Annotated in this window: 13 protein-coding genes; 8 read left to right on the top strand and 5 right to left on the bottom strand. The window is 60.3% G+C overall.

Annotated features, from left to right (window positions below; genetic code table 11):
* The first annotated feature begins 46 nt into the window (after positions 1-46).
* The 5 genes from tolA to AADW57_RS04580 all read left to right on the top strand — a co-directional run bounded on the left by tolA (position 47) and on the right by AADW57_RS04580 (position 4,669).
* Positions 47-1,138 carry a cell envelope integrity protein TolA gene (gene tolA, locus AADW57_RS04600; protein ID WP_341668878.1) on the top strand — a complete coding sequence of 364 codons (1,092 nt, stop codon included), beginning with the start codon at positions 47-49 and terminating at the stop codon, positions 1,136-1,138.
* A gap of 15 nt (positions 1,139-1,153) precedes the next feature.
* A complete protein-coding gene (tolB, locus tag AADW57_RS04595) occupies positions 1,154-2,464 on the top strand; it encodes a Tol-Pal system beta propeller repeat protein TolB (RefSeq protein WP_445819180.1) in 1,311 nt (436 codons plus the stop codon).
* A gap of 35 nt (positions 2,465-2,499) precedes the next feature.
* Positions 2,500-3,000 (top strand): peptidoglycan-associated lipoprotein Pal, encoded by a 501-nt coding sequence (gene pal / locus AADW57_RS04590; protein WP_341668877.1) that lies wholly within the window; start codon positions 2,500-2,502, stop codon positions 2,998-3,000.
* A gap of 80 nt (positions 3,001-3,080) precedes the next feature.
* Positions 3,081-3,767: a tol-pal system protein YbgF gene (ybgF, locus tag AADW57_RS04585; protein ID WP_341668876.1), complete on the top strand. Its 687-nt coding sequence runs from the start codon at positions 3,081-3,083 to the stop codon at positions 3,765-3,767.
* A gap of 101 nt (positions 3,768-3,868) precedes the next feature.
* Positions 3,869-4,669 carry an alpha/beta fold hydrolase gene (locus AADW57_RS04580; protein ID WP_341668875.1) on the top strand — a complete coding sequence of 267 codons (801 nt, stop codon included), beginning with the start codon at positions 3,869-3,871 and terminating at the stop codon, positions 4,667-4,669.
* Between the two features lie 122 nt (positions 4,670-4,791).
* On the opposite strand, the gene AADW57_RS04575 is transcribed toward AADW57_RS04580, so the two are convergent.
* The gene (locus tag AADW57_RS04575; protein ID WP_341668874.1) at positions 4,792-5,271 is read right to left on the bottom strand and encodes a copper chaperone PCu(A)C; all 480 of its coding nucleotides are present in this window, start codon (positions 5,269-5,271) and stop codon (positions 4,792-4,794) included.
* Between the two features lie 145 nt (positions 5,272-5,416).
* On the opposite strand from AADW57_RS04575, the gene AADW57_RS04570 reads away from it, so the two are divergent.
* From AADW57_RS04570 to AADW57_RS04560, 3 genes are all read left to right on the top strand, one after another.
* Positions 5,417-5,854: a PaaI family thioesterase gene (locus tag AADW57_RS04570; RefSeq protein WP_341668873.1), complete on the top strand. Its 438-nt coding sequence runs from the start codon at positions 5,417-5,419 to the stop codon at positions 5,852-5,854.
* A 3-nt stretch (positions 5,855-5,857) separates the two neighbouring features.
* Positions 5,858-7,261 (top strand): MATE family efflux transporter, encoded by a 1,404-nt coding sequence (locus AADW57_RS04565; protein ID WP_341668872.1) that lies wholly within the window; start codon positions 5,858-5,860, stop codon positions 7,259-7,261.
* A 124-nt stretch (positions 7,262-7,385) separates the two neighbouring features.
* Complete coding sequence (locus AADW57_RS04560) at positions 7,386-7,802, top strand: hemerythrin domain-containing protein (protein ID WP_341668871.1); 417 nt, start codon at positions 7,386-7,388, stop codon at positions 7,800-7,802.
* Positions 7,803-8,036: 234 nt separating this feature from the next.
* Here the strand turns inward: AADW57_RS04560 and AADW57_RS04555 are convergent, their stop codons facing one another.
* The 4 genes from AADW57_RS04555 to AADW57_RS04540 are packed head-to-tail and all read right to left on the bottom strand — an operon-like array spanning position 8,037 to position 12,688.
* The gene (locus AADW57_RS04555; protein ID WP_341668870.1) at positions 8,037-9,131 is read right to left on the bottom strand and encodes a BMP family ABC transporter substrate-binding protein; all 1,095 of its coding nucleotides are present in this window, start codon (positions 9,129-9,131) and stop codon (positions 8,037-8,039) included.
* 8 nt (positions 9,132-9,139) lie between these two features.
* On the bottom strand, positions 9,140-10,057 hold the full coding sequence (locus AADW57_RS04550) for an ABC transporter permease (protein ID WP_341668869.1): 918 nt from the start codon (positions 10,055-10,057) through the stop codon (positions 9,140-9,142).
* Positions 10,057-11,118, bottom strand: coding sequence for an ABC transporter permease (locus AADW57_RS04545; RefSeq protein WP_341668868.1), 1,062 nt, complete (start codon positions 11,116-11,118; stop codon positions 10,057-10,059). Before AADW57_RS04545 ends, AADW57_RS04550 begins: the two co-directional genes overlap by 1 nt.
* On the bottom strand, positions 11,105-12,688 hold the full coding sequence (locus AADW57_RS04540; protein WP_341668867.1) for an ABC transporter ATP-binding protein: 1,584 nt from the start codon (positions 12,686-12,688) through the stop codon (positions 11,105-11,107). The genes AADW57_RS04545 and AADW57_RS04540 overlap by 14 nt, the downstream gene beginning before the upstream one ends.
* Positions 12,689-12,695 lie beyond the last annotated feature (7 nt).

The following is a 12,695-nucleotide window of genomic DNA, read 5'->3' as shown; positions in this document are numbered from 1 at the left end:
CCAGGCCAGACGCGCTGCGCGCGTCTGGCGCGAAGACCTGAACTGAATGAAGCAGACAACTCGCAATACCCGCAATCCGGCACATCGCACTCCCGAGCAACGGGACGATAGGCGCGGCCTGCTGATCGCCCTGGGTCTGCACGGGCTGTTGCTGCTCGCCATGCTGGCGGGCCTACTGTTTTCCGCGCCCAAAACACCCAATGCCGTGCAGGTCGAACTGTGGATGGATGGCGTTGCGCCAGACGCCGCCGTCAATGCCGATCCCCAGGCTCCAGAAGCCGAGCCTGAACCACAGCCCGAGCCCGAGCCTGCCGTGGAACCGGAACCCCCTACGCCGCAGCCGGAGCCAGAGCCGCCCAAGCCCGCCCCTCCCCCTCCGGAGCCGCCTAAAGTAACACCGCCAGCGCAGCCCGAGGTCGACCCCGAGATCGCCCTGGAGCAGGCGCGCAAAGAACGCGAACAGAAAGAACGCGAAGAGCGCCTGGAGCAGGAACGCCAGGAAAAGCAACGCCAGGAGAAACTGGCAGCCGAACGGCGTGAACGCGAACAGAAAGAAAAGCAGGAGCAAGAACGCAAAGCAAAAGCCGAAGCGCAAGCCAAGGCAGAAGCTGAGCGCAAGGCTCAAGCCGAAGAAAAAGCCAAAGCCGACGCGCAGGCCAAAGCAAAGGCCGAAGCCGAGGCCAAGGCGAAAGCCGCTGCCGACGCCAAGGCCAAGGCGGCTGCGGCTGCGGCCGCCAAGGCCAAAGCCGACGCCGAACGCAAAGCCAAGGAAGAAGCTTTCCGCCGCGCCATGCGCGAAGGCGCGCCTGGCCGCCCAGGCGGCACAGCCGACCGCAACCAGGCAGGCGGTGGTGGCGGCGACGGCGGTTATGCCGCCAAGGTACGCGCCTGCGTGCAGCCCGGCGTCATCTACAACACGCCGGCGCGCTCCGAAGTGCGCGGCAATCCAGCACTTCAATATCGCGTTGACCTCAATCCGGACGGCACGCCGGGCCGGGTACAGATCAAACGCTCTTCCGGTATCGCCCAATTCGATGATGCCGTATCCAAGGGACTTGCCCGTTGCAGCCCTTTCCCCAAACCGCCCAGCGGCAAATACCCATCGTATATTGATGGGGAGTACCGCATGTTCGATTAATCAGGAGATTGCATAATGACCGCCGCTACCCCAGCCATAGCGACCGTACGCCGTCATTGGCGAGCCGTGGCCACTGGAATGTTCGCCATGGCCGCCGGAATGTTCGCCAGTTCGCCGGCCCAGGCCCAACTGCGGGTCGACATGTCCGGTGTGGGTGCTACCCAGTACCCGATCGCGATCGCCGACTTCGCCAACAATCCAGCCACCCAGTCGCTGGCCGAAGTGATCCGCGCCGACCTGTCCCGCTCGGGCCAGTTCCAACTGGTCAATGCCACCGGCGCCAATCTGAATGCCGAAAGCACCATCGCCTACGACGAATGGCGCAATCGGGGTGCCGACTACCTGGCCTACGGCTCGGTCGACCAGACCGGCGGCCAGTACTCCATCAGCTATCGCCTGGTGGATTCGGTGCGCCAGACCCAACTCGATGGCGTGGCATTTGCCGGCAGCGAGAAAGAATTGCGCCGGATTTCGCACCAGATTGCCGACCGCATTTATGAAAAAATTACGGGCGTGCGAGGCGTTTTCTCCACTCGATTGGCGTATGTGTTGCAAACAGGCAACGGTCATGAGTTACAAATTGCAGACGCTGACGGACAAAATCCGCAGGTAATGTTGCGTTCTCGACACTCAATCATCTCGCCAGCCTGGTCTCCAGACGGCAAGAAACTGGCATATGTCAGCTTCGAGAACGATAAACCTGTGGTTTATGTGCAAACTTTGGCCACGGGACACCGTGAGCCACTGGCCAATTTCAAGGGCAACAACAGCAGCCCTGCATGGGCTCCAAACGGCAATCAGCTGGCAGTTGTGCTCTCCAGGGACGGAATTTCGCAGATTTACACGCTAAATGCCGACGGCTCCGGTTTGCGCCGCGTCATGCGTTCGCCGCTGATCGACACTGAACCAAGTTTTACGCCCGATGGCAACTCCCTTGTGTTTGTCAGCGACCGTGGCGGCGCTCCCAATATTTACAAAGTCGGACTGGGTGGAGGCGATGCCCAACGCATAACCTTCAACGGGAGTTACAATATTTCACCGGAGGTCTCTGCGGACGGTACTAGCCTTGTATACGTCACACGCAGAAACGGTGCTTTCCGCATTGCCATCCAAGACATGGCAAACGGATCAGAGCAGTTGCTGACGGCAGGTCCCGACGATCAGTCTCCGAGTTTTGCCCCTAATGGGATGCAGATCTTATATAGTTCTGTTCAGGGGGGCCGCAGTGTCCTAGCTGTCACATCTGTGGACGGTCGCGTTCGTCAGACCCTCTCCTCTCTGAATGGCAAAGTACGCGAACCCACCTGGGGACCATTTACCAACTGACATCCTGTGTGACTCTTTTTTCAAAAGGAATTCAAATGAGCTCGCGCATTTTCAAAAGTCTTACCCTTGCCGCTATGGCCGCCGCCCTTGCTGCTTGCAGCTCGGTCCCTCTGGATCAGTCCGGTTCCGGCTCTACTGGTACAGGTTCCGACTCTGCCAGCGCAGGCCAAATCATGGACCCGTTCAATCCTCAAAGCCCACTGGCGCAACAGCGCTCGGTGTACTTTGACTACGACAGCTACGTGGTCGCCGACCAGTACCGCAGCGTCGTGGAAATGCACGCGTCCTACCTGAGCAGCCATCCTCAGCAAACCATCCGCATCGAAGGCAATACCGACGAGCGCGGCGGTGCCGAGTACAACCTGGCCCTGGGTCAGCGTCGCTCCGACGCCGTCGCCCGCATGCTGGGTCTGTTGGGTGTCAACGCCAACCAGGTCGAAGCTGTCAGCTTCGGTAAAGAGCGTCCAAAGGCCATGGGTAACACCGAGGCCGACTACGCCGAAAACCGTCGCGCAGATATCGTTTACCAACGATAATCATCTGCATCGACCCAGTTGTTCCAACGCCGTGGCGGTTTTTTTACGCCGCGGCGTTTTTATTTGGTACGGAATCCACTATGAACGCCTATAAAAAGCCTTTTCGTCTCGCGACCGCATCCTTGTTGGCCGCAACTGCCCTGCTTGCCTCGCTGCCAGCGCAGGCCTTTGCCGATGATGAAGCCAGGCGCGCCATTCTGGAGCTGCGTCAGCAAATCCGGCAGATGAACGAACAGAATGCCCAAGTGCGTCTGCACTTGGCCGACCAGATCGAATCGCTGCGCTCCGAAGTGGTTACCCTGCGTGGCCAGGTCGAAAAACTGAACTGGGAATCCAGCAACCAGCGTAAAGACAGCGGCGCTGCCCAAGGTGATGCGCCCCAAGCCGCCGACCCGCAAGAGCAAGCCGTGTACGACAGCGCCATGGACGCCTACCGCGCCGGCCAATACAAACAAGCCGCCGACGGATTTGCCGGCTTTCTGGCTGCCTACCCGTCCAGCGTCCTGGCCGACGAGGTACGCTTTTACGAAGGCAGCAGTCTGTATGCCATCAAGAGCTTCAAGACCTCGATCCAGAAACTGCAGGCCTTCGTAAAAGCGGCTCCCCAAAGCCCGCGTGCCGCCGATGCCCTGATGGTGGTCGCGTCAAGCCAGATCGAATTGAACGACCTGGCCAGCGCCAAAACCAGCCTGCAACGCATCGTCAAAGAGTACCCGCAGTCCGAAGCAGCGGAAACGGCCCGCAGCCGCCTGAAACTGTTGGAGTAGTGCCTGGGCAGGCCGCTGGCCTGCCGGTCTGGACCGGGCGCACGCCCGGTCTTTTTCTTGGTGCAGACCGAACCGCCTGAACCGGCTGCGCCCACATCACCATGAACTTTCCCGATATCCCCACCCTGGACGTACCGGTCCAGGGTTACCACCACACCTTGGTCGATCAGGGCCAAGGCGAATCCGTCCTGCTCATCCACGGCTCTCTGTGCGACTGGCGCTACTGGCGCTGGCAATTGCCTGCCCTATCGAGCACGCATCGCGTGCTGGCACCCAGCTTACGCTCTTATTGGCCCGGCACGCCGGATGGGGCGCATTTCAACCCAGAACAACATGCTCTTGACCTGGACGAACTGCTGGCGCGGCTAAGCCCCCGACAGAAAGTGCATGTGCTGGGCCATTCGCGCGGTGGACATGTGGCTCTGCTACTGGCCCAGCGAGCCCCTGAGCGCATTGCCAGCCTGACACTGGCCGACCCCGGCTTTCCCACGCCCGGAGCCTATTCGTCCGCACCCTTGTTCGACCAAGTCGCCCAACGTCTGAACAGCGGCGACACGGATCAGGCAATGGCCCTGTTTGTCGACACCGTGAATGGTTCAGGAACTTGGAAACAGATGACGCGCTGGTTTCGCGACATGGTGCGCGACAATGCACACACGCTGCTGGAACAACAAGCCGAACCCGGCACCACGCCCGCGTTGGAGTGGCTAAAGAAGATGGACGCCCCTTTGGTATTTGTGACCGGACAGGACAGCCCACCGCGTTATCGCCACTGCATGGATCTGATCCGCAGCCATCGCCCTGAAGATCGCCTGGTGACCATCCCGCACGCTGCCCACGGCATGAATCTTGCCAACCCCAAAGCCTTTAACCAGGCACTGCTGGACATTATCGGGAGCTAGGCAAAGCACCAATCAAGAAAAAGCGCGCCTGGCCAAAGCACTGTCCCTCGTTTTGCTGCTCTAGCCGACAAACCCTACAACAGTCCCACCAAAGACTCGCTCGACGCAACGCAGCAAACCGATCAGAAGGCCTGCGTTTTGGGTTCGCGTAACTCGCACTGGGTCGCGACCTGGGTGCCATCGGACAGGTGCAGACTCAAACCAATCTGCCCACCCACCGACAGGCTGCTAACTGGCTTTTCCAGCATGACATGGTAGCCACCGGGCTGCAGCAACAGCCGCCCGCCTGCGGGCACCGCAATGTCCTGGGCATGGCTCATGTGGCTCATGCCATTTTTGTCGCCGGATTGATGCACCATCACGCGCGCATACGCGCTTGAGCTGGCCCCCGCCAAGCGGACGGTTTGTTGACCGTGATTTTCCAACTCCAGATAGGCCGCCGCCGGCGTGCGCCCCGGCATCAGCCGTACCCAACACTTCTGGGCCACCAATTGCCCGTTGACTGCCTGCGGTGCAGGCACACGCGCATCATGCCCATGCGCCCACACTGTGCAGGCCCAAAACACCAGCCCCATGCCCAGGCATGTTTTTTTCAATTTCATGACATTGCCCCCACTTTGCCAACGTGTCGGAAAAAAACCAGTCTACGCACCCGCATGGGCTTATCCGCCCCATCCAAGCAAGCTATCTGATACAGTACCAGCCAGTGCATTTCTTTTACAACGCCGTTTTGCGATCGGCGACATCATGCCCACAGTCCAGCCTGCCTCCGAGCCCAAGATCGACATCGCGCAGTTTCGCGATCTGCTCGAACGCCTGCATCCCTTTGCCGCCGTTCTGGATATAGACGTGGTGGACATTGGTTTTGGCACGGCGTGTTTACGTCTGCCTCAACGCAGCGCCCACCAGCGTCTGGGGGGCATGGTAGCCGGCCCCATGCTGATGGGCCTGGCCGATCTGGCTTTATACGCCGCCGTGGTGGGCGCAACCGGCAACCCCGACGCCGTCACCTCTAGCCTGACCATCAACTTCCTGCGCAAAGCGCCGCCAGGCGACATCCTGGCGCATGCCCGCATCCACAAAACCGGCCGTCTGTGCGCCGGTGAAGTCCTGCTCGAACCGGCCCAAGGCGGTGCCCCGGTCGCGCAAGTCATCAGTACCTGGTCCCTGCCCCGCCGAACCTGATTCATGAATTCCCCTCGACATCTTGCTAGCCAGGGAAACGCCTGGCTGGCCGAATTGCAATCCTCTTTGCGCCTGGGCGCGCCGCTGATTCTGACCAATCTGGCCCAGGTCGCGCTCCTGACCACCAACCTGATTTTCATGGGGCGTCTGGGCTCGGACGCATTGGCCGCCGGCTCGCTGTCGGCCAGCCTATATCATGCCTTCATGATTTTCAGCATGGGCCTGGTGTCGGCGGTGATCCCCATGCTGGCCACCACACTAGGCCGTCGCCTGCGCGATGTGCGCGAAGTCCAGCAAATCATCCGCCACGGTTTTCTGACGGCGCTGCTGATCACCATTCCAGCCTGGATAGTTCTCTGGCATGCCCAGGATATTCTGATACTGATGAAACAAGACCCGGCGGTGGCGGCCCGCTCGGTGACCTATATGCATACGCTGCAATGGTCGCTCTTGCCCTACCTGGGCTACATTGTGCTGCGCTCCTTTCTGGCCGCCATGGAAAAGCCCGCCTGGACCTTGGCCATTGCGGTCGCCGCCATCGGGATCAATGCCCTGCTGGGCTGGATGCTCGTCTTTGGCAATCTGGGCATGCCGGCCATGGGGCTGGCAGGTGCGGGGCTGGCCACCACACTGTCCAGTCTGTTCATGTTTATCGGGCTCAGCGTGGTTGTGCTGCGCGACCCACGTTTCCGCCGCTACTACCTTTTTGATCGCGCCTGGCATTGGGAACTTCCCCGGCTCTGGAAAATGTGGAAGCTGGGCATTCCCATCGCCATTACCTTTACGCTAGAAACCCTGGTGTTCTACGCGGCCATCATGATGATGGGCGTCATCGGACAGTCCGAACTGGCGGCCCATGCCATTGCCATGCAGATCTGTTCGGTGTCTTACATGATTCCGCTCGGATTCAGCCAGGTCGCCACCATACGCGTGGGCCTGTCCGCCGGACGGCTGGACCCGCTGGCCGCACGTCGGGCCGGATGGATTGCCTATGCGCTGGGCGTAGGCTTCATGGGGCTGGCCGCCCTGGTGTTCTGGTTCGCTCCCTTGTCGCTGATCGGCCTGTTCCTGGAGTTGAACGAACCAGACAATCAGGCCGTGATTTCGCTGGCCATCAGCTTCCTGGCCCTGGCAGCCTTGTTTCAGCTCAGCGACGGTGCCCAAGCCGTGGCTGCCGGCATGCTGCGTGGCCTGCACGACACGCGCACGCCCATGCTGCTGGCTCTGATCGGCTATTGGGTGCTGGGCGTGCCTACCGGTGCCCTGCTGGCCTTCCAGGCCGATATGGGCGGCATAGGCATCTGGATAGGCCTGGTCACCGGCCTGTCCATCGTCGCCGTGCTCCTGACCTTGCGCTGGGTCCGTGCCTCGCGCCGACTGGCCCGCAAGCGCCCGTCTCGTACCTGATCTTCTTGCCGCCCTGACAGGCGGCTTGTGCGCGCCCAAAGATATATTTAATATACATCTTACAAATCGTTTCATCGATGCGCGTACTTTATAGGCCGCCTATTTTTCAAGAAGGACACAGCACATGGATCTTTCCTCGTTCAAGCAACAGCACGTCCAGATTCTGGCTGGCATCGCCGCCCTGCGCACCTTTGCGCATGCCGGAATCAGCCAGAATGCCGAATGCATTGCCCGCCAGGTGGTGGAACTGAGTTCGGTCATCAAAATGCATCTGGCCGTAGAGGACAAAGTGCTCTACCCCAGCCTGCAACGCAGCGGCAATGCCGAGCTAGCGCGCATGGGCCAGGCCTATCAGGATGACATGCAAGCCCTGGCCAGTTCGTACCTGGGTTTCTCCCGCCGCTGGAACACCGCTCAAGCCGTGGCTCAGCAGCCTGAACTATTTCGCAGCGACGCTAACACCGTGCTGCGCCGGCTTCATGCGCGCATGTGCCAGGAAAACAGCGATTTCTACCCAGCCGTGGAAGCCATGCGCGTTTGATGTCATCCAGGCCGGCCACGGCAGGCCTGCTTGTCCGCCATAAAAAAGCTTTGCACAAAGCCGAACGGCTACAGATTCCAGCGCACAATAGCCCTCTTGATGAAGCGGTCGGTATGTCCGCAAGCCTGCTCATCGGCGATACGCATAAAAGAAATCCCTGCGCGGACCACGCCGGGCAGGGATTTAAAAAAGAAGCAACTGAGCCCAGGGCCGGTTGCCATCTAGCACACAGTGTTACTGCTTGGGCAGCTTGCTGGCTACGCCTTCCACGTAATAGTCCATGCGGTTCAACGCATTGTCATCCAGGTAGCCCGATTCCAGACGCACCTTACCGTCACTGTCCTTGAGCGGCGCGGCAAATGGCTGCAAGGTACCGGCAATGATTTCGGCCTGCTTGGCCAGCACCAGCTCTTTGACGTCGGCCGGCACTTCGGGACCGAAGCCTTCCAGCGCAGCCATGCCGGACTTCAGGCCGCCCCAGGTGCTGTCGTTCTTCCAGGTACCGTCCAGTACTTCCTTGGCCTTGGCCGTGAAGTAATCGCCCCAGTGGTGGGTAACGGCAGCCAGTTGGGCCTTGGGACCGAATTTGTGCATGTCGGAATGGTAGGCAATGGCGTACTTGCCAGCCTCTTCAGCAGCCTGTACCGTGGCGGTGGAATCCGTATGGTGGGTCACTACGTCAGCCCCTTGGCTCAGCAACGTGACAGCGGCATCGCGCTCTTTGCCCGGATCGTACCAGCTGTTGGCCCAGACCACGCGCACCTGCGCCTGGGGGTTGACGCTGCGCATGCCGATGGCAAAAGCGTTAATACCTTGCAGCACTTCAGGAATAGGGTGGGCACCCACATAACCGACCACATTGGATTTGGTCATCTTGCCAGCCAGCACGCCGGCCAGATAGCGCGCTTCGTAGAAGCGGGCATTGGTCGTGGCCACATTGGGCGCTGTCTTGTAGCCTGTGGAATGCACGAACTTCACATCGGGAAACTGCTTGGCGACTTTCTGCGTCTGGTTCATGTAACCGAACGAAGTCGTGAAAATCAGCTTATTGCCTTGCTGGGCCAGATCGCGGATAACGCGTTCGGCATCCGCGCCTTCGGGCACGTTTTCCACGTACTGAGTCACTACACGGCCTTTCAGGGCCTCTTCCATCTGACGACGACCGATATCCTGCTGCCAGGTCCAGCCTGCCTCGCCAATCGGACTGACATAGACAAAACCGATTTTCAGGGGCTCCTGGTCGGCCGCCTGCGCGGGCACGGACAAGGAGGCCAGGGGGGTTGCCACCGCAGCGGCAAAAAGCGCCTTGCGCAGAAAGTTTCCAGACATGTCGTCCTCTAGCTGTTGGGATTGAAGTTTTTGCCAAGCGAAGCAGGCATGTTCAGCCTGATCCAGTTGGCATTGCGGGAAATCAGGACCAGCACAATGATCGTGGCCAGATACGGCATCATCGCCAATAGCTGAGAGGCCACCGGCACGCCCAATGCCTGGGCGTGAAAGCTAAGAATAGTGACGCCGCCAAACAGATAAGCTCCCAGCATGACACGCAAAGGTCGCCAGGTGGCAAAAGTCGTCAATGCCAGCGCGATCCAGCCGCGCCCGGCCACGATGTTTTCTACCCACATCGGTGTATACACCAGGCAGATAAACGCCCCTGCCAACCCGCAGCAGGCACCGCCGAACATCAGTGCGCCCAATCGAATCAGGCGCACGTTATAGCCCAAGGAGTGCGCCGACGAAGGCGACTCGCCCACCGCGCGCAGCACCAGACCGGCACGGGTGCGGGCCAGAAACCAGGTGACCAAAGCACATAAGACCCAGGACACATAGACCATATAGTGCTGCTCGAACAAGGCCGGTCCGACAAAGGGAATATCTTTCAGGAACGGAATGCCGGTTTTAGCCACGACCAGCGAACTGCCCGAAAAAGGAATGCCGATATACGCCGACGCCCCCACGCCGAACAGCGACAGGGCCAACCCGCAAGCCACTTGATTGGCCCCCAGCCAAACCGTCAGCCAGGCAAAAAAGGCGGCCATGACCATGCCGGTCAGCGCCCCCAGCACAAAACCCAGGCCGGCATTGCCGGTCTGCACCGCCACGGCAAACCCCACAATGGCCGCCATCAGCATCATGCCTTCAGAGCCCAGGTTGATGACGCCGGACTTTTCGTTGATCAGCAGACCCAGTGCCGCCAGCATCAGCGGGGTGCCGGCATTGATGGTCGCGGCGAGCAAAGGTGCAATAGCGTCCATTACTTTCTCCAGACCAGGCGCTTGGTAATGAGCACGTCACAGGCCAGCAGCGAAAACAGCAGAATCCCCTGAAAAATACCGGTGATGGCATTGGGCAGGCCCAGCCGGCTTTGCGCCAGTTCGCCGCCGATATAGATCAGGGACATGATAAAAGCAGAAAAAATCACGCCCAGCGGATGCAACCGCCCGACAAACGCCACAATAATGGCGGCAAAACCGTAGCCGGGCGAGATAGACGGAGTCAACTGCCCCACCGGCCCCATGACCTCGGCCGCGCCCGCCAGACCCGCCAGCGCGCCAGACAACAGCAAAGACATCCACAAGGCCTTGCGCGACGAAAACCCCGCATAACGGGCCGCTAGCGGAGCCATGCCACCCACGCGCAGCCGGAATCCGGACATGCTGCGGGTCAGGAACAGCCACCCCAGCACAGCCGCCGCCAGAGCCAGCACAATGCCCACATGCAGGCGCGTGCCGGGCAGGACCGCCGGCAGTAGAAACCCATCCGAAAACAGGCTGGACTGCGGAAAGCCAAACCCGTCGGGGTCGCGCAGCGCGCCGTGCACCATATAGCTCAATAAGTGCTGGGCTACGTACACCAGCATCAGCGACACCAGAATCTCGTTGGCATTGAAACGGTCTTTCAGAAAGGCCACGATGGCAGCCCAGAACATGCCTCCGGCCATGCCGCACAGCAAAGCCAGGCTGATCAGCCAAAAGCCTCCGTTCTCGCCGGTATCGACCTGCAGGACAAAAGCACCGGCCGCCAGCGCGCCCACCACCAATTGCCCTTCCGCGCCAATATTAAAGACATTGGCGCGAAAGCAGATCGCCAATCCGACCGAGATCAACAGCAGTGGAATCAGCTTGACGCCCACTTCCGCCCAGCCGTTCGCATCGCGCAGCGGCTCCAGAAAAAAAACATTCAGGCCGGCCAGCGGGTCTTTGCCCAGCGCCCAGAACAAGGCACCGGCCACCAGCATGGTCAACAGCACGGCCAGCACGGGGGAACACCACGCCATCAAGGTAGACGGAGCGGCGCGGTTTTCAAGCCTGAACATGCTCGGCCTCCGTCCACAAACCGCTCATCCACTGTCCGATCTGATCGACGCTGGCCTGCGCCACGGGAATAGAGGGAGACATACGACCTTTGGATATCACAATCAGGCGATCGGCGATCGCAAACAACTCGTCCAGCTCTTCGGAGATGACCAGCAGCGCACAGCCGGCATCGCGCAGTGCCAGCAGTTCGGCATGGATTTGCGCGGCCGCGCCTACGTCTACCCCCCAGGTGGGCTGGGCAATCACCAGGACGCGCGGCTGACGCGTGACTTCGCGGCCAATGATGTATTTTTGCAGATTACCGCCGGACAGACTGTTGGCCGGAGCCTGATCGCCCGAAGCCTTGACGCTGAAACGACGGATAATGCCGCCGGCCAGGCGGCGGATAGAGGCAAAACGCAAAAACCCGCGCTTTACCGTGTCGCCCCCTTGATGGGACAGCAGCAAATTCTGCGCCAAAGACAATTCCGGCACGGCACCGCGTCCCAGGCGCTCCTCGGGCACAAAACCCATGCCGTGATCGCGCCGCCAGGCCGCATCACGCTGCCCCACTGGCTGACCGTCGAGCAAAATGGACTGAGCATCGGCGCGGGTATCCTCGCCCGACAAAGCCGCCAGAAGTTCCTGCTGGCCATTGCCGGAAATACCCGCTACGCCAAGGATTTCCCCCTGGTGCAAATCAAAACTGATGTCGTGCAGTTCGCTGGCGAACGGGTGCGACTTGGGCAGATTCAAAGCGCGCACCTGCAACAGCGTGGCCCCTTCCTGCTGGGCACGTTCGCCCAAGGACGCGGGCTCGGCACCGATCATCAAACGCGACAAGCTGGCCGTGGTTTCCTGACGCGGATCACAATAGCCCGTTACCTTGCCGGCCCGCATCACCGTACAGGCATGACACAGTTCGCGAATCTCGTCGAGCTTGTGGCTGATATAGACAATGCTGCAACCCTCGGCAGCCAACTGGCGCAACGTGCCAAACAGACGACGCACCGCCTGCGGCGTCAGCACCGAGGTCGGTTCGTCCAGAATCAACAATTTGGGTTTGCCCAGCAAGGCGCGCACAATTTCCACGCGCTGGCATTCGCCCACGGACAAGGTGTGGATGTGACGTCGCGGGTCCAGGTCCAGGCCATACTGACTGGCCGTTTGACTGATGCGCCCTGCCAGTTCCTGCATATTGGTGGACGCGGGCAGACCCAGCGCTATGTTTTCCGTGACCGTCAGGGTGTCGAACAGGGAAAAATGCTGAAACACCATGCCTATGCCCAACTGCCGCGCGGCGGCCGGGCTGCTGATCTGTACCGGACGACCATCCCACAGGATCTGCCCTCGATCAGGTTTGACCACGCCATAAATGATTTTCATGAGCGTGGACTTGCCGGCACCGTTCTCGCCCAGCACAGCGTGAATCTGGCCCGGCAAGATAGACAAGGACACACCATCGTTCGCCACGACAGCCGGATATTCCTTGGTAATGTCTTTCAGCTCAAGGCGAGGCGCAACACCCTCTGCGGGCACCGCCCTCTCGACAGAGTCGGGCAAAGGCCCCGAAATGGGCGGTATGGTCATGGCAGCA

Origin of the sequence: Alcaligenes sp. SDU_A2, assembly GCF_038237375.1 — a bacterium.
In the GTDB taxonomy this organism is placed as follows: domain Bacteria; phylum Pseudomonadota; class Gammaproteobacteria; order Burkholderiales; family Burkholderiaceae_B; genus Alcaligenes.
The sequence above is the reverse complement of the archived record's forward strand: the minus strand, read 5'-3'. Positions and strand labels throughout refer to the sequence as shown.

Excerpts from the sequence above, each read along its gene's own strand:
- tolA (WP_341668878.1), top strand. The coding sequence starts at position 47 with ATGAAGCAGACAACTCGCAATACCCGCAATCCGGCACATCGCACTCCC.
- tolB (WP_445819180.1), top strand. The coding sequence starts at position 1,154 with ATGACCGCCGCTACCCCAGCCATAGCGACCGTACGCCGTCATTGGCGA.
- pal (WP_341668877.1), top strand. The coding sequence starts at position 2,500 with ATGAGCTCGCGCATTTTCAAAAGTCTTACCCTTGCCGCTATGGCCGCC.
- ybgF (WP_341668876.1), top strand. The coding sequence starts at position 3,081 with ATGAACGCCTATAAAAAGCCTTTTCGTCTCGCGACCGCATCCTTGTTG.
- AADW57_RS04580 (WP_341668875.1), top strand. The coding sequence starts at position 3,869 with ATGAACTTTCCCGATATCCCCACCCTGGACGTACCGGTCCAGGGTTAC.
- AADW57_RS04575 (WP_341668874.1), bottom strand. The coding sequence starts at position 5,271 with ATGAAATTGAAAAAAACATGCCTGGGCATGGGGCTGGTGTTTTGGGCC.
- AADW57_RS04570 (WP_341668873.1), top strand. The coding sequence starts at position 5,417 with ATGCCCACAGTCCAGCCTGCCTCCGAGCCCAAGATCGACATCGCGCAG.
- AADW57_RS04565 (WP_341668872.1), top strand. The coding sequence starts at position 5,858 with ATGAATTCCCCTCGACATCTTGCTAGCCAGGGAAACGCCTGGCTGGCC.
- AADW57_RS04560 (WP_341668871.1), top strand. The coding sequence starts at position 7,386 with ATGGATCTTTCCTCGTTCAAGCAACAGCACGTCCAGATTCTGGCTGGC.
- AADW57_RS04555 (WP_341668870.1), bottom strand. The coding sequence starts at position 9,131 with ATGTCTGGAAACTTTCTGCGCAAGGCGCTTTTTGCCGCTGCGGTGGCA.
- AADW57_RS04550 (WP_341668869.1), bottom strand. The coding sequence starts at position 10,057 with ATGGACGCTATTGCACCTTTGCTCGCCGCGACCATCAATGCCGGCACC.
- AADW57_RS04545 (WP_341668868.1), bottom strand. The coding sequence starts at position 11,118 with ATGTTCAGGCTTGAAAACCGCGCCGCTCCGTCTACCTTGATGGCGTGG.
- AADW57_RS04540 (WP_341668867.1), bottom strand. The coding sequence starts at position 12,688 with ATGACCATACCGCCCATTTCGGGGCCTTTGCCCGACTCTGTCGAGAGG.